The 21,590-nt window shown below is 46.0% G+C and carries 18 protein-coding genes; 7 read left to right on the top strand and 11 right to left on the bottom strand.

The window, feature by feature from the left end:
- Positions 1–100: 100 nt before the first annotated feature.
- From FEM55_RS24470 to FEM55_RS24450, 5 genes are read right to left on the bottom strand one after another with little or no spacing between them, the layout of a single operon-like run.
- Entirely contained in the window at positions 101–499 is a 399-nt protein-coding gene (locus FEM55_RS24470; RefSeq protein ID WP_138284101.1) for a hypothetical protein, read from the bottom strand.
- The gene (locus FEM55_RS24465) at positions 496–2,499 is read right to left on the bottom strand and encodes a glycosyltransferase family 39 protein (RefSeq protein ID WP_229209407.1); all 2,004 of its coding nucleotides are present in this window, start codon (positions 2,497–2,499) and stop codon (positions 496–498) included. The genes FEM55_RS24470 and FEM55_RS24465 overlap by 4 nt, the downstream gene beginning before the upstream one ends.
- A complete protein-coding gene (locus FEM55_RS24460) occupies positions 2,496–3,521 on the bottom strand; it encodes an ABC transporter ATP-binding protein (RefSeq protein ID WP_138284098.1) in 1,026 nt (341 codons plus the stop codon). Before FEM55_RS24460 ends, FEM55_RS24465 begins: the two co-directional genes overlap by 4 nt.
- The gene (locus FEM55_RS24455) at positions 3,518–4,603 is read right to left on the bottom strand and encodes a FecCD family ABC transporter permease (RefSeq protein ID WP_138284094.1); all 1,086 of its coding nucleotides are present in this window, start codon (positions 4,601–4,603) and stop codon (positions 3,518–3,520) included. The genes FEM55_RS24460 and FEM55_RS24455 overlap by 4 nt, the downstream gene beginning before the upstream one ends.
- A gap of 5 nt (positions 4,604–4,608) precedes the next feature.
- Positions 4,609–5,802 carry an ABC transporter substrate-binding protein gene (locus tag FEM55_RS24450; protein ID WP_229209406.1) on the bottom strand — a complete coding sequence of 398 codons (1,194 nt, stop codon included), beginning with the start codon at positions 5,800–5,802 and terminating at the stop codon, positions 4,609–4,611.
- A gap of 170 nt (positions 5,803–5,972) precedes the next feature.
- Here FEM55_RS24450 and FEM55_RS24445 point away from each other — a divergent pair, with 170 nt between their 5' ends.
- Genes FEM55_RS24445 through pdeM form a run of 4 tightly spaced genes read left to right on the top strand, consistent with a single transcriptional unit; the run spans position 5,973 to position 11,816 of the window.
- Positions 5,973–7,085, top strand: coding sequence for a ligase-associated DNA damage response exonuclease (locus tag FEM55_RS24445; RefSeq protein ID WP_138284091.1), 1,113 nt, complete (start codon positions 5,973–5,975; stop codon positions 7,083–7,085).
- A complete protein-coding gene (locus FEM55_RS24440) occupies positions 7,082–8,680 on the top strand; it encodes an ATP-dependent DNA ligase (protein WP_138284088.1) in 1,599 nt (532 codons plus the stop codon). The genes FEM55_RS24445 and FEM55_RS24440 overlap by 4 nt, the downstream gene beginning before the upstream one ends.
- A 42-nt stretch (positions 8,681–8,722) precedes the next feature.
- Entirely contained in the window at positions 8,723–11,185 is a 2,463-nt protein-coding gene (locus FEM55_RS24435) for a ligase-associated DNA damage response DEXH box helicase (RefSeq protein WP_138284085.1), read from the top strand.
- Positions 11,175–11,816 carry a ligase-associated DNA damage response endonuclease PdeM gene (gene pdeM, locus FEM55_RS24430; protein ID WP_138284080.1) on the top strand — a complete coding sequence of 214 codons (642 nt, stop codon included), beginning with the start codon at positions 11,175–11,177 and terminating at the stop codon, positions 11,814–11,816. The genes FEM55_RS24435 and pdeM overlap by 11 nt, the downstream gene beginning before the upstream one ends.
- Here the strand turns inward: pdeM and FEM55_RS24425 are convergent.
- The 6 genes from FEM55_RS24425 to dgt form a co-directional block, all read right to left on the bottom strand.
- Positions 11,797–12,699: an alpha/beta hydrolase gene (locus tag FEM55_RS24425; RefSeq protein ID WP_138284077.1), complete on the bottom strand. Its 903-nt coding sequence runs from the start codon at positions 12,697–12,699 to the stop codon at positions 11,797–11,799. The two genes, pdeM and FEM55_RS24425, sit on opposite strands and share 20 nt — an antisense overlap.
- A gap of 85 nt (positions 12,700–12,784) precedes the next feature.
- Positions 12,785–14,761 (bottom strand): response regulator, encoded by a 1,977-nt coding sequence (locus FEM55_RS24420; protein ID WP_138284075.1) that lies wholly within the window; start codon positions 14,759–14,761, stop codon positions 12,785–12,787.
- Positions 14,762–14,786: 25 nt separating this feature from the next.
- A complete protein-coding gene (locus FEM55_RS24415) occupies positions 14,787–15,218 on the bottom strand; it encodes a response regulator (RefSeq protein ID WP_138284072.1) in 432 nt (143 codons plus the stop codon).
- Positions 15,219–15,259: 41 nt separating this feature from the next.
- Complete coding sequence (locus FEM55_RS24410; RefSeq protein ID WP_138284069.1) at positions 15,260–16,603, bottom strand: sensor histidine kinase; 1,344 nt, start codon at positions 16,601–16,603, stop codon at positions 15,260–15,262.
- Positions 16,604–16,606: 3 nt separating this feature from the next.
- Entirely contained in the window at positions 16,607–17,728 is a 1,122-nt protein-coding gene (locus FEM55_RS24405) for an FIST signal transduction protein (protein ID WP_138284066.1), read from the bottom strand.
- 108 nt (positions 17,729–17,836) lie between these two features.
- A complete protein-coding gene (dgt, locus tag FEM55_RS24400; protein WP_138284063.1) occupies positions 17,837–19,180 on the bottom strand; it encodes a dGTP triphosphohydrolase in 1,344 nt (447 codons plus the stop codon).
- Positions 19,181–19,413: 233 nt separating this feature from the next.
- Between dgt and FEM55_RS24395 the strand changes: the two genes are divergently transcribed.
- The 3 genes from FEM55_RS24395 (at position 19,414) to FEM55_RS24385 (ending at position 21,579) form a co-directional block, all read left to right on the top strand.
- On the top strand, positions 19,414–20,397 hold the full coding sequence (locus FEM55_RS24395; RefSeq protein ID WP_229209405.1) for a DUF3500 domain-containing protein: 984 nt from the start codon (positions 19,414–19,416) through the stop codon (positions 20,395–20,397).
- Between the two features lie 60 nt (positions 20,398–20,457).
- Entirely contained in the window at positions 20,458–21,132 is a 675-nt protein-coding gene (locus tag FEM55_RS24390) for a pseudouridine synthase (RefSeq protein ID WP_138284060.1), read from the top strand.
- Between the two features lie 78 nt (positions 21,133–21,210).
- Positions 21,211–21,579 carry a YccF domain-containing protein gene (locus FEM55_RS24385; protein WP_138284056.1) on the top strand — a complete coding sequence of 123 codons (369 nt, stop codon included), beginning with the start codon at positions 21,211–21,213 and terminating at the stop codon, positions 21,577–21,579.
- Positions 21,580–21,590: the final 11 nt, after the last annotated feature.

Below are 21,590 nucleotides of genomic sequence, written 5' to 3'. Positions count from 1 at the left end.
TAAATCCTAATACGATTTGGTCCATTTTAAAAAGTGTAGTTGTAAAGTCGTTTCTTCTGAATTATCTAATTGCTAAAAGCCAAAAGCTAACGGCCAACAGCTATTTCTTAAATGGATAACGTGAAAAAGAAACCTGGCCATTTGCATCTTTGGAATACATGGCAACGCAGTTCGCAGCGTAACGTGCATCAAAGTTTTGTTCTTCAGGGACTACTTTTTCAGGAAATGCTTTGCTTTGATCGAAGAAATAGACTTTTGTACTTCCGTATTTTGTGTATGGCATCAAATCACCGTATTTTCTCATTTCTTCCCAAGGCGTATTTTCAACTGTAACGGCATAAATCCGGATAATAGGGCCGGTATTGTTGGCATTCCGGTAACTGGAAACTTCTTTAAAATTTCCTTTCAGATCATTCACGTTGGGTTGTGAAGTGGAATCGTAAATAATATAGCCGGCCAAAACAGCCAGTATGATCAGGAAAATATACTTTTTATTCATTTAGGTAATGTTTGATTATACTTTTCAGGCACATAGATCCATCTGAAAGTGCCGCTCCATTTTTTGAAATAAATTTTCCCATGATAGGAAAATACGCTGCCTTCATCGTGCTCCGAAATGATGCAATCAGGAACAAATGCCGGATTTTCCAGCTTTGAAGATGCATTTCTTACGGCAATATGCTCAAAATGCCTTTCCGGAGCACGCAAAATATATTGATAACCATAATCCAGACTTGCTTCTGTAAAATCAAATCCGATTTTTCTGGCTTGCAATGAATCGACAAAATATTTAAGTGATTGAATTTCAATCCAGTTATCGCCCCAGATGATTTTTTCAGGACTGGAATAAAGAATGCTTTCCTGTTTTAAGTTCAAAAGATTATCGGTATTGATATTTAAATGAAAGCCCGAATTGATAACCGGGAATATTTTTTCAAAAAACCATCTGGTGGATAAAAGCGGATGCGTAACGCTCAGCAAGGCAAATGGCAACGCACAGATCCAGAGTATAATCAATAAAAATCTTGTTAATACGAATTTCAAAACAGAACTGTAAACCAAACCGATAACAGGCGAAATCAGCAGAAAAAACGGAATGTGAAGTCGTGAGCCATAAACCTGATAACTGATAAAAAGACAAAAAACAAGAAAACTGGCAAAAGCCAGACCTGCATACCAACGGGCATTTCTGGAAATATTTGTTAAAAGCAGCAACGGTAGCGAAAGCAGTATGAGCAGCATGCCGATGAAGTTATGCGCAAAATCCTCGTTGAAATTCAGCTTGTTCATCTTGAAATCCATGCCGTAGCCGGATTCATGAAGCGGAACGCCAACCGCTTCGTGTATACTTTTCAGCTGCGCTTCCATAAATGCATTGTACCGGTTTTGCGGCGATATGAAGCCGAGATGCAGAAAGGTATGCTTGGAAACAGATGATATAAAACCGGCCGGATTGCCAAAATCGTTTTTATTGCCGTTAGTCACTGTACCGATTGGCGTTTGGAAAAGTTCGTATGTACGGAGCCAGAATGGCATATTGATCCATAATACACCTAGAGTCAGGTATGCAACTGCATAAGCAAGCGACTTTCTCAGATCCTGCCTGAAAAACATGAAGAAAAACAGGTACAAACCAAAAGGCAAGGCATAAAAAACAAAAGTCCCTTTGGTCATCATACCCAGCGAAACAGAAAGAACAAGCAGAATCAATGCCGAACGGCTGCGGTTTTTTGCATAATCAAAAACATAAAATGCAGAGGCAAGAATAAAAAAGGCAACAACAAGATCGTTCTGCGTTGTCATGGATTCCAACACGACAATCGGCAGGGTAGCGGCAAAACAAAGTGCAATGCGCATGGCAGAACGTGTTCCTGAAAATAGTTCGACCAATAACGAGATATAAGCAAGAATTCCGGCCAGACAAAGCCATTGTACCAGCTGAAAAACACGTTCGTTCCCAAGCAGCAGAAAAGTGTGCAAATGAATATATTCTGAAAAAGGGCTGAACGAAATAGCCCTTTCAATATGCGAGGCATAATGTTCCACGTTCCCGTTTTGTATCCAGTAGCCTAACCTGCTCAGATGATAACTCAGCGCATCCATGTTATTGGGCGGAGCTATAACGGCTACAAGGAATGTAATTCCGGATAGCGTAAAAAGGATTCCTTGCGTAAGTGCGCCGAGGTTTTTCAGGAAAGCTCTTGATGATAAAACCCAGCTTCTGGCAGTTTGCCAGATTTCACCTTCTTGTCTGGATTTTAAATTCTGGTACCAGAAGATTAAAAAGACATTCAGAATGATCCATGCGCTGGAAACAGAAACCGTATTGATCAGATTTACAGCACTGAGCAGCTCGGTTGCCGCGGCAATAAAGAAAAAAATACCGGTCGCGGCAGTTAATAAGGAACGTCGGAACGATTGCAGTGCATCTTTATAGAAAGCCAGATAACAATTGACGGTACTCAGCCAGATTGCCAGCGGAATAAGGAAAATCATCATGCGTTAACGTTGAATCTTATCGTTTTTATCAAAGCCTCAATGTTTGTCGTTTGAGAAACATTGTTGTTCCAGTTTATTTCCCAGACAGGAATTCCATTTACTTCGGCAACCACGATTTTGCAAAAAGCTTCCTGTACGCCTTCAATTACAAACCCTTCCCGCTGCAATGCTCTCCCGGTCCAGAAAACCAGATTTGGTTCTCCGCTCAAAGAAACAGAATTATTTCCTGGCTGAGACTGAATGATAAAAGTACCGGTTGATTTATCAAAGAAAAATCCGGGTCTGGCAAAAGCAGCTTCAAAAGTGCCGTTCAGCACAAGGTCTTCCGGCATTCCCGTTGTTAATTTGCCGTCTTTTTCCATTAACCATAATTTGTCCGCTGCCTGCAAAGCCAGGTCAAGTTCATGCGTGCTCAGTAAAATGGCTTTATGAGTTTGCCGCGCAAGGTGGTGAAGCAGATGCATCATTTCCATCCGGCTGGGCAGATCCAGGTGAGCAGTTGGCTCGTCCAGCAAAATAACGTCCGTATCCTGAGCCAGCGCGCGCGCCAGCATTACTTTTTGCCTTTCACCATCACTCAGCTGATGCATTTTCCGGTCAATGATTTTTCCGGCGCCGGCCAAAGTTACAGCCTGCGAAATTTTCTCTTCGTCCAGCGCATTCAAGGTTCCAAGCCATCCGGTATAAGGCGTTCGGCCAAGCGTAATTACTTCCCGTGCTGTAAGGTTGCCTGCTTCTATTCTTTCAGTAAGAACAAGGCTTAGTTTGCGGGCAAGATCGGCAGGTTTTAATTGTGCTATTCTCTGATTGGCAATGTATATTTCTCCATGTATCGGTGCCTGTAGTCCGCCAAGCGTTCGCATCAGAGTGGATTTTCCGGCGCCGTTTGAACCCAGCAGGCACACAAGCTGGCCTTGCCACAAATCCAGGTTCAGGTTTTCAGAAATAACCCTGAACGTTTTTTTGGATCGGTAACCGATTGTCAGGTTTCTGGTTTCAAGAAGAGAAATGCCGCCGCTCATGAGAAAGAAGAACGAAGATTGTTGCGGCTGATAATGATCCAGATCACAACGGGCGCACCAAACAACGAAGTGACCACGTTGATCGGAATGACGGTCTGCGTGCCGGGAAGCTGCGCAATCATATCGCAGAAAAGCATCAAAACCGTTCCGGCAAGGCAGGTGCCGGGAATCAGTATGCGATGATTGGAAGTTCCGAGCAAAGCGCGTGCAATGTGCGGTATGGCTATGCCGACAAACCCGATTGGTCCGCAGAACGCCGTAATGCTGCCGGTTAACAAACTGGTTCCAGCCATGATAACCAGTCTTGTACGTCCGATTGCAAGCCCCATGCTTCTTGCATAATTTTCACCGAGCAGCATGGCATTCAGGGCTTTGGAAGAAATAAAGGCAAGCAGCAAACCAAATGAAACAACGCCTGAAAGTGCATACAGATGGTATTGCGTAACACCGCCCAGTGAACCGAACGTCCACATGATGTATTCCTGAAGCTGTTCCGGCTGGCTGAAATACTGCCAGATGCTGATGACCGAAAGTGTAATGGTACCAATCATAACGCCCACGATCAGCAGAATGACATTGTCGCGGATTTTGCCGGCAATCAGTAAAATAAGAAATAAAACCAGCCCTGAACCCAGCGAAGCCATGGTGATAATCAACCAGCTTCCCGAAATCCCGAGCTGACTGATGGCATAAATTCCTGCGCTGCTTCCGCCGGCCAGCATAACAGCCGCCACACCCAGACCTGCGCCGGCTGTAATTCCAAGTTCCGAAGGGCCGGCAAGCGGATTTCTGAATAAAGTCTGCATCTGAAGTCCGCTTACAGAAAGTCCGCAGCCGGCAAGTACGGCGGTAACGGCTTTTGGAATGCGGATTTTTTCAATGATAAAAAGCCAGGCTGTGTTTTCGGACTTTCGCTGGAAAATAATGTTAAGTACTTCATCAAAAGGAATTTTCACCGAGCCCAGCATAATATCCAGTATAAAAAACAGAACGGCACAAACTGCCAGCGTCACGAGAATAAGCTTCTGCCTGCTTTCCGCGGTTTTTGGCAATGTTTTTACAGACTGAATACGTTCCGGCATGGCTATTATCTGAGCTGTTTGTAATATACCAGTTGATGATCCGGCAGTAATTCGGGATGCAGGATTTTAATAAGGTCTGAAAGTACAATGTGCGGATTTACGGTCCCGGATTCAAAAAAATCATTGGAGCCGCGCTCGTTTACACGGTTATTATAGCTGTACATTTTTCCGGATTTGAATGCCTTGAAATCGCCATAACGTGAATCCATCGCCAGAATACCTTTTTTCGTGTCATTTTTATCAAAACCTACATTCAGCCAGAAATCAGCATTCAGTGCAAACGGGTACACCGCTTCAAAGTTAAGCGGCAGACTTGCATCCGTTTTGACATCGTTCCAGTGGTAATCCGCGCCGGCATCCTTGAAAAAGCGGGCCATGTAGCTATCGCCGCCCGGCAGGAACCATGCGTCTTTGGTGTTCAGTCCGGAAATGATGGCGGGTTTGTCTTTCACCTTGGCTGCCAGCGAAGCAATGCGGCTATATTCCTGCTCCATTTCCGCAAACTTTGTATTCACTTCTTTTTCCTTGTTGAGCAAAGCGGCAACCACTTTTACCCATTCCGCACGCGCGAGCGGTGTATTTTCAATCCATTCCGAATTGGTCAGTACCGGAATTCCGGCCTGTTCCAGCGTTTGGTAATGATGATTTTTGGCGCCGGGGCTGCCCATGGTCATCAAAAGGCCCGGATGCATTTCAATCAGTTTTTCTTCATTCAGGCCCTGATCGCGGCCAATCTCGGCAATTTTACCGGAACTGATCATTTTAATGACTTCGGGCGAATAGACATACTGAAGATTGGCAAGTCCCGTAAGCACATTTTCCGAACCAAGAAACCCGAGCAAACCGACGTGCATGGATGACATGACGGCCATGCTGCGTACCGGAATTTCGATCAGTTGTGCCTTGGAAAATCCTTCCGGACGTGCAGTGCCGCGTTCCAGCAGCAGGTATTTGGCAGTGTCCGCCGCTTGGCCGGAAGTACCAATGACATTAACGATTTTATAGTGGCTGAAATAATCAATTGTAAAACCTTTGGCATATTTTACCTCCGCCTTTTCATTGTAGTAATTTTTTCCTTCTGCCTTGGAAATTTTTTGTTCAGACTGGGACTCAGAGCAATTACAGCCGTAAACTGTAATTAAAACCAGAAAAGGTAAAGCATTTTTTAACAGCAGCAAACGGATACGCGAGTAATTCATTCAGTTGTATTTATATTCTGCATGGACCGGTTCCTTTTCGATTCTGGCCGGATTTGCCGGTTTGAACGCTGTTCAGGAAAAAGGTCAACTCAAAAATACACTAATATTTTACCAAAAGACCCGAAGCTGTTCATTTAGTTATTTGGCACACTTTTATTGTTTTCCGGATTATGCCAGCACAGCCTCTTTTACAATTTACAGGAAAAAGTATATACTGCTCCGTAGCGGACGTACACATTGATCCGTGGATTCCAGTTGACCTTGCCATTATCACACATGCGCACAGCGACCATGCACGCGGAGGAAGCAGGCATTATCTTGCGCACAAAGACAGCGAGCCTGTTTTACGTCTCCGGCTGGGTGCCGATATTTCATTGCAGACTGTTGAGTACGGTGAAAAGTTCGTGATCAACGGCGTCACTTTTTCACTGCATCCTGCCGGCCATATCATTGGCTCGGCGCAGATACGAGTGGAGCATAAAGGCGAAGTGTGGGTCGCAAGCGGCGATTACAAGCTGGAAGATGACTTGGTTTGTACACCTTTTGAGCCGGTAAAATGCCATGTGTTCATCACCGAATCCACGTTCGGGCTGCCTATTTACAAATGGCGGCCGCAACAGGAAATTATGACGGAAATTGATAACTGGTGGCGGCAGAATAAAAGGGACGACAAAGCCAGCGTACTCATGGGCTATTCGCTGGGCAAAATGCAGCGGATACTCAAAAATATAGAATTGCAGGATAAAGTCCTTTACGCTCACGGAGCCATTTACAGGCTGAACGAGCAACTTCGGGAAGCCGGTTTCGACCTGCCGGAACTTACGCTTGTGACCAAGGATACGGATAAAAAACTGTTCCGCGGATCGCTGATTCTGGCTCCGCCTTCGGTGGACGGCAGTGCATGGATCCGGAAATTTGCTCCGTACTCGCTGGGTTACTGTTCCGGATGGATGGCTTTACGCGGTGCCAAAAACCGCCGCGCCGTGGATCAGGGTTTTGTGCTGAGCGACCATGTGGACTGGCCGGACCTGAACACGGCCGTAAGGGAATCAGGCGCTGAGAAAGTTTATGTCACACACGGCTATACCAGCATTTTTTCAAGATGGCTGAATGAAAACGGCATTGAAGCAGGGGAAGTACACACCATGTACGGCAATGAAGATGAAAATGAGGAAGAAGAAACGGTTCAGGACCAGACAGCCGTAGTGCCTCAGTCAGAAGACGAGGAAACCATTTCCGGAACAAACAACTTAAACGCCCGCATCGGGGACACAGAAGCATGAAGCAATTTGCAGAACTTTTCATGAATCTGGATCGTACCAACAAAACCAATGCGAAAGTGGAGCTGATGAAAAACTATTTTCTCACCGCTTCGGACGAGGACAAACTCTGGGCACTCACTTTATTTACCGGACGCAGGCCGTCTTTCAAAGTAAACCGGACGCAGGTAAAAGAATGGGCTGCGGAAGAAGCCGGCATTCCGATGTGGCTTTTTCAGGAAAGTTATCACAGCGTGGGCGATCTGGGTGAAACAATCTCGCTGCTTTTGCCAAGAAGCCCGATCCAGGGCTCCGACAAATCCCTGACCGAATGGTTTCATTATCTGAACATGCTTCCCGGCATGACGGACATTGAAAAACACGATCATATTATTCAGGCATGGATGCAGTTGTCGCAGCATGAAACCTTTGTATTTAATAAACTGCTGATGGGCAGCTTCCGGATCGGCGTTTCGCAGACACTGGTTGTAAGGGCGCTTGCAGAAGCTACTGAAACGGACTCGAATATCATTGCGCACCGCGTAATGGGCCAGTGGGACCCGCTGAAAACGACTTTTGAAACGCTGATTCTGGATAAAGGTGAAGACGACAATGCTTCGAGGCCATATCCCTTTTTTCTGGCATATCCGGTGGAAGGCGACGTTTCCGGCTTGGGAAATCCGGAAGACTGGTTTGCGGAATGGAAATGGGACGGCATCCGTTCGCAGATCATTTTCAGAAACGGTGAACTGTTTATCTGGACAAGAGGCGAGGAGCTTTCGACCGAGAAATTTCCGGAACTGCATTTTCTGAGTTCCGTTCTGCCTGAAGGAACCGTTCTGGACGGAGAAATTGTGAGCTATACCGATAACAGACCCATGCCTTTCAGCGTATTGCAGACAAGGATCGGCAGAAAAAATCTGTCCAAAAAAGCTTTGCAGGAAGCGCCGGTTGCATTTATAGCTTATGACATTCTGGAAATTGACCGAAAAGATATACGGAGTCTGACGCAGCAGGAACGAAGGACGCAGCTGGAACTGCTTCACCAAAGCATGCCCGCCCAGCCGTTTTTTCTGTTATCGCCCTTGATCGGATTTAAGGAATGGAATGAACTGCACGATCTTCATCCGTTATCGCGCCAGAATGCGGCAGAAGGATTTATGATCAAAAGAAAAAACAGTACATACCAGGTCGGGCGGAAAAAAGGCGACTGGTGGAAATGGAAAATCAATCCGCTGAGCGTGGATGCCGTGCTGATTTATGCGCAGAAAGGCTCGGGCCGGCGTGCGGAGCTGTTTACGGATTATACCTTTGCGGTTTGGGGCGATGACGGAAAACTGATTCCTTTTGCCAAAGCATATTCCGGACTTACGGACGTTGAAATCGGTCAGGTCGATTATTTTATCAAACGGAATGTACTTGAAAAATTCGGCCCGGTAAGAACGGTAAAGCCGGAACTCGTTTTTGAAATCGGTTTTGAAGGAATCAATGAATCGTCCAGGCATAAATCGGGGATTGCAGTCCGGTTTCCGCGTATTTTGAGATGGCGAAAAGACAAAAAAGCAGAAGAAGCGGATACGCTGGAAAACCTGAAAGGGATTCTGGAAACGTACCGATGAAATAATAAATCCGGCAGAAATCAAAACTTATATTCAAACCTTTTGGCAAAATCCCGCGGACATATCATTGTAGAGCAATGGTTTAAATCAAAGAACTGGAAGTGGGCCGCCTTTCAGAAAGAAGCGAGTGCGGCATATCTGAACGGCAAAAGCGGTTTGATCAACGCGCCGACCGGCAGCGGAAAAACGTATTCATTATGGATTCCGATCCTGATCCGGCATATCAATTCCCTTCCTCCAAAACCTCTGAAAACGCGAAAAGGATTACAGGTGCTTTGGATAACGCCGCTCCGCGCCCTTTCAAAAGACCTGCTCCGGAATATGGAAACGGCCTGTCTGGAAATGAATTTGTCGTGGGAAGTGGGCATACGTACCGGCGATACGGCCACGAAGGAAAGAACGAGGCAGAAGAAACAGATGCCGGATGCGCTGATCATCACGCCGGAGAGTCTTCATCTGCTTTTTTCACAGAAGAACAGTTCGGAGGTGTTCAAAAACCTGCATACCGTTGTTGTGGACGAATGGCATGAACTGATGGGCAGCAAAAGAGGCGTACAGACCGAACTTGCGCTGGCAAGACTGCGTAATATCAATCCCGAACTGCAAACGTGGGGCATATCCGCAACCATCGGAAACCTGAGCGAAGCCATGCAGGTTTTGCTTGGAATGAAGTTCAAGGAAGAGAATGCGGTCATTATCAAGGCAAATACGGATAAAAAAATTTTGGTGGAAAGCATCCTGCCGGAGAAAGTGGAGACACTTCCATGGTCGGGATACATGGGCATCAGGCTGGCGGATAAAGTAGTGCAGATTGTAAACCAGAGCAACACGACGCTGATTTTTACCAATACCCGCGCACAATCCGAAATATGGTACCGGACGATTATTGAAAAGTATCCGGAGTTTGCAGGCATCATGGCCTTGCACCATGCTTCTTTGGACCGTGAAATACGTGACTGGGTGGAAGAAGCATTGCACAATGAAAAGCTGAAAGTGGTTATCTGTACGTCTAGTCTGGATCTTGGCGTGGATTTTCGTCCGGTGGATACGGTTATTCAGGTGGGCAGTCCGAAAAGTATTGCACGTTTTGTACAGCGTGCGGGAAGGAGCGGCCACCGGCCGGGCGTAACCAGCAAAATCTACTTTTGTCCGGCCAATGCGCTGGAACTGATCGAGGCGGTGTCTCTACGTGAAGGCGTTGTCAACAATGTGCTGGAAGACAGGCCGCCGGTCGTGCATGCATTTGACGTGCTGGCGCAATGGATGATCACACTCGCAGTAGGCGAAGGTTTTGAGGAACAGCAACTGTTTGAAGAGGTAAGCGATGCGTATGGTTATCAGTATATCAACCGTCAGGAATGGGAATGGCTGCTGGGTTACATTACAACCGGAAGCCCTTCGCTGACCGTTTATGACGAGTATAAAAAAGTGGAGCGGATTGATGGACGCTATGTCGTAAAAAGCCGCCGCATTGCTTTGCGGCATGTGCTGAGCATGGGAACTATCGTTTCCGATACCACGCTCCGGGTGAAATTCCAGCATGGAAAATACCTTGGCGCTGTGGAAGAATCTTTTGTAACGAAGCTGAAACCGGGCGATGTTTTTTTCTTTGGCGGAATGAGCGTCGAGTTTGTCCGGATTCATGAAATGACAGTTACGGTGAAAAAGGCGGAAGGTAAAAAAGGGTTTCTGGTAAGCTGGGCCGGGAGCCGTATGGCGCTGTCATCGCAGTTATCTTCTTTTATCCGGGAAAGACTGGCATCATCCATCGAGAACCCGACGCACGAAAAAGAACTTGCCAAACTGAAGCCCTTGCTTGAATTGCAGCAGGAGCGTTCCATTATTCCGAAAATGGACGAATTGCTGATTGAACAGTGCGAAACAAGAGAAGGATATCATATCTTTATTTTTCCGTTTGAAGGCCGTCTCGTACATGAAGGCATGTCTATTTTGCTGGCATACCGCCTGAGCCGGCTGAAACCGATCACTTTTTCGCTGGCCATGAACGACTACGGTTTTGAACTGCTGAGCGATCAGTATGTAGATATGAAGTCGATTATAAAAGAAACCAATCTTTTTTCTACAGATCATCTTGTCGATGATATTTACCATAGCGTGAATGCGACCGAAATGGCTAAAAGGAAATTCCGGGAAATTGCGTCCATTGCGGGCCTGATGTTTCAGGGTTATCCCGGACAGCATATCAAGACCAAACAGATTCAGGCGTCAAGTTCCTTGCTTTTTACGGTAATGAGCAAGTATGAAGACAATAACCTGCTTGTGAATCAGGCATTTCAGGAAGTGCTGACGTATCAGCTGGAAGAAATACGGATGCGCAAGGCACTGGACCGCATTGCAACGCAAAAAATTATCATCCGGAAAACCATTAAACCAACGCCTTTTTCGTTCCCGATTATGGTGGACAGGCTTCGCGAACAGCTGACTTCGGAAAAACTGGAAGACCGCATCCAGAAAATGTTAAAACAGTACAGTAATGCAGATTGAAATAAGAGGCAACCATTTCAGATTATTATCACAAAAAGCCGTTTTTTGGGAAGAAACACAAACATTACTGATCGGTGACCTGCACCTTGGCAAAATCATACATTTCAGGAAAGAAGGCATTGCCGTTCCGGGGATTGCGGCAGAAAATAATTTTTTAAGGCTGAACCAGCTTGTACAGCACACCGGCGCCGTCCGGATTATTTTTTTAGGAGACCTCTTTCACAGCAAGTACAATTCCGAATGGGAAACGTTCCGCGCATGGCGCGCCGGGCATCATTACATTGAAATGATCATTGTAATCGGTAACCATGACATTCTGCCCGTCAGTCTGTTTCTGGAAAGCGATATGCAGGTTTATATGGAAGATTTCGAAGAAGACGGGTTTATTTTCACACATCATCCCAAAACGGAACTGCGCAGCGACCGGTTTGTATTTGCCGGGCACGTGCATCCCGTTTTCACTTCTTACGGAAAAGGAAGGCAGAGCGTAAGGCTTCCATGCTTTGTCATTGATAAAAATCAGGCGATTCTGCCCAGTTTCGGCGTTTTTACAGGTGGATATCCGGTGAATATAATCAACGGGCGAAAAATTTACATCACCACGGAAACCACTATTTTTCCGGTTTGCTGAGGATTTCCGGCTTACTCTTTACGGAGTTCATGAATGCATTGATTTCCTTGTAACGCCTGTTCAACGGATTTACAAATTGCAGGATCATGGCAACGTGTTTCTTCTTATTCTGGACATGGTAAATTGTTTCCGGCGCATAGGACTTGATGGAAGTTACAAATTTCAGATTGCTTTTTGAAATGGAAGAATACGTACGGCCTCCGCTGTAAATCAGCATGGGCGGCATGGCCGGATGCAGATGAAAAATCGGCGAAGCCTCCTTCCACTTTTCCGGATTGGAAGTAAACGTATTCAGATATGTATGTCTGGATGAAAATTTTTCTTCTTTCAGATAGCCGTACATGTCCAGGCCGGCGGCATCGATGAGAATGGTTCCGGCAATCGGGTTACTGATTTCCAGCTTTGCGAAATACCGATCGTCCGTTGAAATAAGTGCGGCAAGATGGCCACCGGCAGAATGCCCGGACACAAATATCCTTTCTGCATTGCCTCCGGAATGACTGATATTTTCCTTCACCCATTTCACAGCTTTGGCTGAGGCCAAAACCATATCCGAGAAGTCTGCCCCGGGACTAAGCGGATAATCAGCAATGACGGCAACGACATCTTTTTTGGCCCAGTGCCTGCCGAAAATAGCATACTGCGATTTCCGCCCCGAGTTCCAGTTCCCACCGTGAAAGAAAACAAGCACGTTCTTCGGCGTTTCAGTTTTTTTTGGTGCAAATACATTCAGCGACAGTTCAGCATGCGTTTTGTCTGCTTTCTGATAAACAACATTTTTTGAAACCGAAATCCGCCTGAAAGAACATCCTGAAAACAACAGCAAAAACGAGCTGATGGCAAGCTGTAAAAGAATGAATGCAATTTTTGAACTGTAATTCATAAAAAGAACCGGCACTTTTGGCCAAACATACGTCCGCAGGCACAGAAAAGATCATGCTGTCCATTCGGTACCGGTTCTTTTTAAATCAGTTTAATACAACGAGATGCCGGCTTATTTCCCTGATCAGATCTTCTGCTTTGAACGGTTTGGTAACAAATCCGCTGAAATTGCATGCGGCAATTTCAAGGGTTTTTTCCGCGAAAGTATCGGCCGTAAATGCAATTACAGGTATGTGCGCATATTGCTGTAACTGCGTCTGGATTTTCTTCATAGCCGTAACCCCGTCCATAATCGGCATTTGGATATCCATCAGGATCAGGTCAAAGTCACTTTCCTCCAATGCGGTAAGCACTTCCTTGCCATTGTTGCAGATCACAAAATCGGCTTCCCATTTCATCAGCAAATGTTTCAGTAAAACCTGATTGGCCAGTATGTCCTCGGCGGCAAGTATGCGGTATCCTTTAAGCGAAGGCACTGCGTGGCTGTCTGTTTTCTCTTCTTTATAGGAAGTATCGCCTTTTGCAAAATTCAGGATTACGCTGAAAGTCGCGCCTTCGCCCGGCTTGCTGCTGACCGAAATGGAGCCTTTCATAAGCTCGGTAATCTTGCGGGTTATGGTCAGGCCAAGTCCCGTACCGCCAAAGAATTTGGATGCATTGTTGTTATGTACCTGTGAAAAACTGTCGAAAATAAGGCTCAGCTTGTCTTCAGGAATTCCAATGCCCGTATCCGAAACTTCTATTCTGATATCCAGATGATCGCCGTGATCCTGATGCAGGAAAACAGAAATACGCACAAATCCTTTTTCCGTAAATTTCAAGGCGTTCCCTACCAGATTGATCAGAATCTGGTTCAGGCGATAGGCATCGCCCATCAGGATATGCGGTACGTCATCATTTACATGAAATTCCAGTGCAATTCCCTTGTCTCTTGCGCTTACTTCAAAGGTTTTGACCAGATAACCCAGTTTTTCGCGCAGGTCAAACTCGAAGTTTTCCAGCTTGAACTTGCCGGCTTCTATTTTTGAAAAATCAAGAATGTCGTTCAGGATCACCATCAGGTTATCGGCCGAATATTTGATCATTTTCAGATACTGGCCATCCTGCTCCGAAAGATTTCCTGAAAGCAGCAGATCCGTAAAACCGATAATGGCATTCATAGGCGTACGGATTTCGTGGCTCATGGTCGAAAGAAAATCCGACTTGATCCGGGTCGCTTCTTCCGCATCTTTCTTGGCCTGGATCAGTTCCTGTTCTGCCTGTTTGCGACTTGTAATATCGATCGCTGTTCCGAATACTTCCTTGACCGTTCCTTCACTATTGCGCCTGAAAGGTACTTCGCGGGTGATGATCCAGACGTCGGAGCCATTCTTGTGTTTCAAACGAAATTCTTTTTCCACAACCTGCGCATCTTTCACACAGCGCCGCATGTAGTAGTAATGCTTGTAAAACAACCGCTGATCCTGTGTGTTGATGATTTTGGAAAAACCGTTATTGGCATCTACGATCAGGTCATCTTCAGAATAGCCAAGAATTTTCCATATCTGTTTGTTATGAAAGATATTGGTCCATTTTTCAATGTCAATCACATACAGGATATTGGGCGACAAAAGGGCTATTTTACTGATGAATTCCTCTTTTTCCGCCAGTTCATGCTGGGCTTCTTCTCTTCCTTTTTCCACCTCGAGCATCTGGCTCATGGTATGGAAAGTTTTCGTGAACTTCTCCGCATTGATTTCCGACTTCGGGAAATAATCGATGGCTCCGGCCTTCATCATTTCTACGGCAATCCGTTCATCGCCTTGCGAGGTAAGGACTATTACCGGAATGGAAGGGGCAATTTTCTTGATTCTTTTCAGCAATTCCAGGCCGTTTGTCTTAGGCAGCTGATAGTCAAGAAAAATACAGCGCGGCGTCCAGCTGTCGAGCGTCGTCAAAGCATCTTCCGCATATCTGCAGGTGCGGATTTCTTCGACTTCTACATCCGCTTTTTTAATAGCGCGCTTGAATTCCAGAGCGTCAATTTCGTCATCTTCAACCAGCAGGATAGTAAGTGGTGTCATATTGAATTAGAAAGGTGTGTGTAAATTATTCAGGGAATTCGCAAAGTGTCCAGTAATCGTTTAAAGTTGAAACCGCTGCAATAAACCTGTCCATGGACAATGGTTTCAGGATATAGCCTGCAACGTTCAGGTTAAAAGCTTCAATCTTGTCTGCATCTTCATTGGATGTGGTCATCACAAAAACAGAAAGCGAATGCAGGTTCGGATCCTGTCTGATTTCCTTAAGGAATTCAATTCCGCCCATTTTCGGCATATTCAGGTCGAGCAGTGCAACTTTTGGTTTTGGTAAAGAAGATGCAGGCGCACGCAATATTTCCAGGGCCTCAATACCGTTATGTGCCACGATGATCTGGTTTGAAATGTTGTTTTTTTTGAATGCGCGTTTTACATTCATTACATCTACTTCATCGTCTTCGACCAGAAGAATGGACATGGGTAAAGGATTTGAAAGGGACATTTTAAAGTTTCTTTTTAGTTGAGAATCTGTACGGCATGAGTTTATGTGGCGGTATCTTTTTTCTTTGTTTCGTTTTTGGGCCAGGTAAAAAAGAAAGTCGTCCCTTTTGTCATGGTGGATTCTATTTTGATTACCCCTCCTTTTTCATCAATGATTTTCTTGACGATGGCCAGCCCTACTCCGGTGCTTTCCACCTCGTCTCTCGATTGCAGTGTCTGGAAAATGACAAAGATCTTTTCAAAATATTCGGGACTGATTCCGGGGCCGTTGTCGCTTACAAAAAATTCAAGTCCCGATTCCTGTTCTGTCCATCCGACTGTAATCCGGATTTGCGGTTTGTCATTGTATTTGATGCCGTTCGAGATCAGGTTCTGGAGAATCTGCGTCAGCGTAATTTTTTCGGAAACAATTTCAAGCTCCGGATTTCCTTCCATCACGAACTCGATCGGTTTTTTTGTGCTGAAAGTTTCGCAAAGATCATCGACAACGGGTTTTACAAAAAAGCGTTCGCTTGCCGTTTTGATCCTTCCGGCTCTGGAGTACGACAAAATTCCGTTGATAAGGCCCTCCATGCGGTGGACCCTTCCTCGCAAAAGATTGAACTGGTCGCGCGTATCGCCGGCGAGCACTTCGGCAAGGTCTTCTTCTATCCATTCGGAAAGATTGTTGATGGCACGCAGCGGCGCTTTGAGGTCGTGGCTCACTACATATGCAAACTGGTCCAGCTCCGCATTGATCCTTTCCAGATCGCGCATGTAGGATTTTAGTTTTTTTTCGGCATTGATTCTGTCCGTAATGTCAGCAAGGGTGCCTATATGTCCCATAATCTGGTTGTCAAACGAGTTGTGATGGCTTAGTGAAATGCCGAGCCATTTTCTGCTTCCGTCCGCAGTCGTTATCTCAAAAATTCCTTTTACCGCAGCTTCACTGGAATTCAATGTTTCTTCAATACTTTCCTTTGACTCCGGCGCAACCGGAAAGTCCGTAAGCTTTTTGTTCAGACTTTCTGCAACGGAATAACCCGTGATCGTTTCCCATGCATGGTTCAGATAAACGATTTTTCCCTGCTTGTCAAGCTGGATAAGCACTTCCGATATGCTGGCGGCCACGTCCTGCAACCGTTTGCTCGATACGGCGGCCTCCGCGGTTTTTTCCTGCGCAATCCTGCTCAGTTCCCGGTTTGCCTTGAACAGCTCGCCGGAACTTTGTTCCAGAATATGCTCCACTCGTACCAGATCGTCCTGAAACTCTGCATAAGCCTGATGTACAGACAAAAGAAAGTCCTGCAGAGCAGGATCAGCGGCCAGCTTTTCAGGAAGAAATTTCCTAATCTGCCGTTTCAGCAGCCGGTGGTAATTGGTTTCGGATATTTCAGCTGATTGCATCGGTTATTCCCGGAAAGTCGTAATGGTCATGGTCTGGTTGTGCAGTTCGCAGGAAGAATGCCGGTTAAACGGAGCGAGTTCTCCATAGGAATAAAAACCGGTAATCACAGGCTTGCCAAGTACATGCGAAACGCATTCCACTTCTTCTTCGATCATTTGCTTCAATACGAGCTTGCGGCCTACGCAACTGACAAGCAGTGCAAATTCGGGATGATCGAAAAGCCCGTCCGCAGCGGCGTACGCAGCTTCTTCCGCGCCGGTGATCAGTCGGTCGTTATTGGCTTTCATGAGCCTTACAAAAGAGCCTTCCGGAATATCGCCCGCAAAGGTCAGGCTTTTCTCTTCTTCGCTGATTCCCAGGATTGTTCTTACAACGGGCGCCCTTTCTTCATTGTCGCGCATGCTCAGCGGGAACAGCAGTCCCGAAGCGGGAAGGTCTCTGGCTTTTTCGCCGAGAAACGATTTGTAGAGGTCCAGCGCAGGCTGTCCGTCAATTTCATACAGTACATTTTCCTTTGATTTTGTTACAAGCCGGTCGAGCCCGAAACTGTCCCAGCCGCCTTTTGAACCGAATCCGATGGACAGCGTTTCGCCGTAAAAGCCGATTGCCGCCACACTTTCGCTTGCTACGGTGCCGTCCGGCTCCACAACAACCGTTTTCGCAAAATTGGACCCGTCACCGGCCAGACCACCGGTCAGCATGACGTCAGGCGCCAGGAATTCCCTCATGCCTTTTACGAGGTCGGTACCATTTACTTTCAGGCCGTCCGAAACTACAAAAACGTGTTTCAGCCCGTCGGAAGGAAGTTGCATTACAAGCTGTTTTCCGGCTTCAATGCTGCTGTAACCAATGTCTTCCAACTTTATTTTTGAACTTTTAACCGTCGTGTTTTTAAACAGAATTCCCGTAACGATCACTGTATTGTCCCTGACCGATTCATTGACAATTTCTCCGGCCGTAGAGCAGCCCGAGAAAACGGCATTCGGGTATTTTGCAGCGAGTTGGCCAGTAATATCCGCATTGGTCAGCAATGCGCGGCTTCCGAAAACAAACAGCAGATGGGGATCAAATGAGAACGAAACAGCAGTGATGTCAGGGGTATAAACAAACTGTTCTATGTGCATGTGTATAAAGAATTGATATAAAAATTACCGACTCTAAATTTACATAAAAGTTTTATTTAAGCGAATTAATTTTACGTGATGTAATAAATGATTTGTAATAGGTGTAATTTATCCGATAGCCGGAAATGAAATGCCTTTGATCTTCCTGAACAGCTCAACGGCATACAGGTCCGTCATGCCGGAAACAAAATCCAGAACAGTCTGGATTTTCGAAAATTCATCCGTTCTGGACGTAATAAACTGCTTGGGAATCAGTTCAACGAGCTTTCTGGTGTAGTGTGAATTGTTATGAATGTAGGCAGGAATGAATTCTTCCAGCAGTCCGCCCATAACTTTGTAACCGGCCACTTCAATCTGCACGACGGAAGAGTAATTGTAGATTTTGTTAATGGAAATCTTCGTGATTTCCTGCATGACCGAACGGTAAGGTTCACGGATCATTTCCAGCAGTCCGTAGTTGAAATGGCCTTCCAGAATGGCTTCCTGTTCATTGTAGAAGAGTTCGGAGCAGGAACCGATAAGCGTACTGATGGATTTGGCACGCAGAAAGCTTATCCGGGCATCGTCATCCTCAATTTCAGCCAGCCGCGATTCCATTTTCGGATCGTTGCAAAGCCTGAGCAGCAGACTTTCCACTTCCTGATACGACAGGATTTTAAGCCGGTGCGCATCTTCCAGGTCAATGATGCTGTAACAGATATCGTCGGCTGCTTCCACAAGATAAACGAGTGGATGGCGCTTGTAAACCAGCGGCGAATCGCTTACTTTATTCAGGCCCAGTTCGGATGCTATTTTTTGAAAGCCGGCTATTTCAGACTGAAAGAAGCCGTATTTTTTGGTGTAAATACGCGTTTTGTCATGCCCTGCAATGGACTCGCACGGATACTTGGCAATGGCAGCCAATGTAGAATAAGTAAGCGCAAAGCTGCCGTACCCTTTTCCGGCATACGGATGCGTCAGAATGCGGAATGCATTGGCGTTTCCTTCAAAGTTCGCAAGATCAGCCCATTGTGCTTCGCTGACTTTGCTTTTATACGCAAGTCCGGGGCCGTTGGTAAAATAATGTGAAATCGCCGCTTCTCCGGAATGCCCGAAAGCCGGATTGCCAAGGTCATGCGCCAGACATGCCGCCGAAATGATGTTTCCGATTTCACTGATCAGCGGAAGTTTTTCGTCAATGTTCGGATTGTCCGCTCTTAGCTTGTTGTAAAATATTCGTCCGAGCGACTTTCCCACGCTGGCGACTTCCAGACTGTGCGTAAGCCGGTTGTGAACGAAAATGCTTCCGGGCAGCGGAAAAACCTGTGTTTTGTTCTGAAGCCTGCGGAACGGCGAGGAAAAAATAAGCCGGTCGTAATCCCTCTGGAACTCGGAACGCGCCTCGGCCGGATCGGCATTGTATTTATCTTCACTTCCCCAACGTTTTGCAGAAAGCAGTTTTTCCCAGATCATTGTCAAAATAGTTAGCTAAAAACAAATCTAAATGCTTTTTACGATATTCTGATGATCAGGCATATTCTGCAAGGTAGTTTCCTGAAATACAACTCTTTTAATTTTGCCAAGAACAAATTGGGTTATTTTAAATTAGAGATCATATGAAAATCATGGCCTGTTTGCTGTTTCTAAGTAGTTTGATTAGCATTTCTTTTGCTGTGCCTTCCGAAAAGCGGTTTGAGAAACCGGATATGAAAGATGAAAAGCTGGCAAAGCAAATGTCCGAAGCGGCAGGATCATTCCTCAAAACGCTGAATGATGACCAGAAAAAAACAGCTGTTGTGCCTTTTTCCGATCTCTCCAGATTTGACTGGCATTTTACGCCGCGTACAAGAAAAGGACTGGCTTTGAAATATATGAATGCCGCACAGCGCCGTGCAGCCATGGCTATGGTGCAACTTGTACTGAGCCCGGAAGGATACAGCAAAGCGGAACAGATTATTGATCTGGAAAATGTCTTGCGCGTGGTCGAAAGCCGGCCAGCGAATGATACGTACCGCGATCCGGAAAACTTTGCTTTTCTCATTTTCGGTAATCCCGGCAGCAGCGATCCGTGGGGCTGGCGCGTGGAAGGACATCATCTGTCACTTCATTTTTCATCCGTAAACGGCGAAATCACGTATACGCCGAGCTTCATGGGCAGCAATCCCGGCAAGGTGCTGGCAGATGTGCCGCAGAAAGGCAAAAGGATTCTCAAATCGGAACAGGATTTGGCGTTTGAGCTTTTACACAGCATGAATGCATCGCAGCACGAAAAAGCCGTGCTTGCGGAGCAGTCGCCCAATGAAATTTTTACGTCCAACAGCAGAAAAGCTTCTCTTGATAAAATGGAAGGAATCCCGATGAGCGAAATGAACAGCGAGCAGAAAGATCTTTTCAAAAAACTGATTATGGCGTATCTGGACCGATACCATGTCACGCTGAAAAACCAGCAATGGGACAAACTGGAAAAAGCGGACATCGATAAAATTCATTTTGCATGGATGGGCGACAAGGAAGCCGTTATCGGAGCAAACCACGGCCAGTATTACCGCATTCACGGGCCGGGATTTCTGATCGAATATGACAATACGCAAAATGGCGGCAACCACATTCATACCGTTGTAAGGGATCTGGCCAATGACTTCGGAGAAGACCTGCTGCGAACGCATTATGAAAAAGCGCATGTAAAATGATTTAATACCTGTACTTTAGATATCATTTCAGATTCAGGAAATGTTATCAAAAATAAAAGAATGCCCGATCAGCCTGAGAAAAATATAATTCCGCAGCCTTACCGTTACTTCATCATTAACAAACCAGCCAATATGGTTTCCCAGTTTGTAAGCCCGGACGATGTGGGCCTGCTTGGCGACCTTGCATTTGACTTTCCGGAAGGTACGCACGCAATCGGACGGCTGGATAGTAACTCGGAAGGATTGCTGATCCTGACGACAAACAAAAAGGTCACGAACTTGCTGTTTCTGGGAGAAATTCCCCACAAAAGAACGTACTGGGTCAATGTTGCGCATGCGGTCAGTCCGGAAACACTGGAACGGCTACGGAACGGCATCCATATCGAAATTAAAGGCGGAGTTCAGTACCTTACCGCACCCTGCGAAGTAGCGATAATTCAGCGGCCCGGAATGCTTTCGAAGCTCAGAAATGAAGAACGGGAAAATGTGCCCAATACATGGCTTCAGATTTCACTGACGGAAGGCAAATATCATCAGGTCAGGAAAATGGTGCGCACCGCCGGGCATCGCTGCAGGCGTTTGGTAAGAGTAAGTATAGAAGATCTTCAGCTGGACGGACTTGAACCCGGCGGCGTAAGGGAAATAGAAGAAGATACGTTTTTCCGTCTGCTGAAAATCAGTAACTGGAAATCAGCCATTTTCTCCGGTGATCTTGCGCACACACCGCCGGTATAAAACGCGGTTCTTCATCAGCCGGTAAATTTAAATTCATGCATTGATTTAAATCATTTCGGACATCAAACATTTAACGGCATGAACCTGATCGGAAATATCATTTGGCTTGTATTTGGCGGATTTATCGTATTTCTCGAATATATGATCGCAGGATTTCTGCTTTGTGTAACCATCATCGGGATTCCGTTCGGCATTCAATGTTTTAAAATCGGCATGCTTACTTTATTTCCCTTCGGACAGCAGGTGCGTGAAGTTCCCGGTGAAACCGGCTGCCTGTCTACACTGTTCAATATCATCTGGATATGCATCGGCGGCATCTGGATCGCGCTTACGCATCTGATCTTTGGAATACTTCTTGCAATAACCATTATCGGATTGCCTTTTGCCAGGCAGCATTTCAAGCTTATGAGCTTGTCATTTACTCCGTTTGGAAAAGAAATCTACTAGTTATTGTACCA

Origin of the sequence: Dyadobacter sediminis (assembly GCF_005860765.1) — a bacterium.
Classification (GTDB): Bacteria; Bacteroidota; Bacteroidia; order Cytophagales; family Spirosomataceae; genus Dyadobacter; species Dyadobacter sediminis.
Note: the sequence above shows the minus strand (reverse complement) of the source record. Positions and strands in the feature narration are given on the sequence as shown.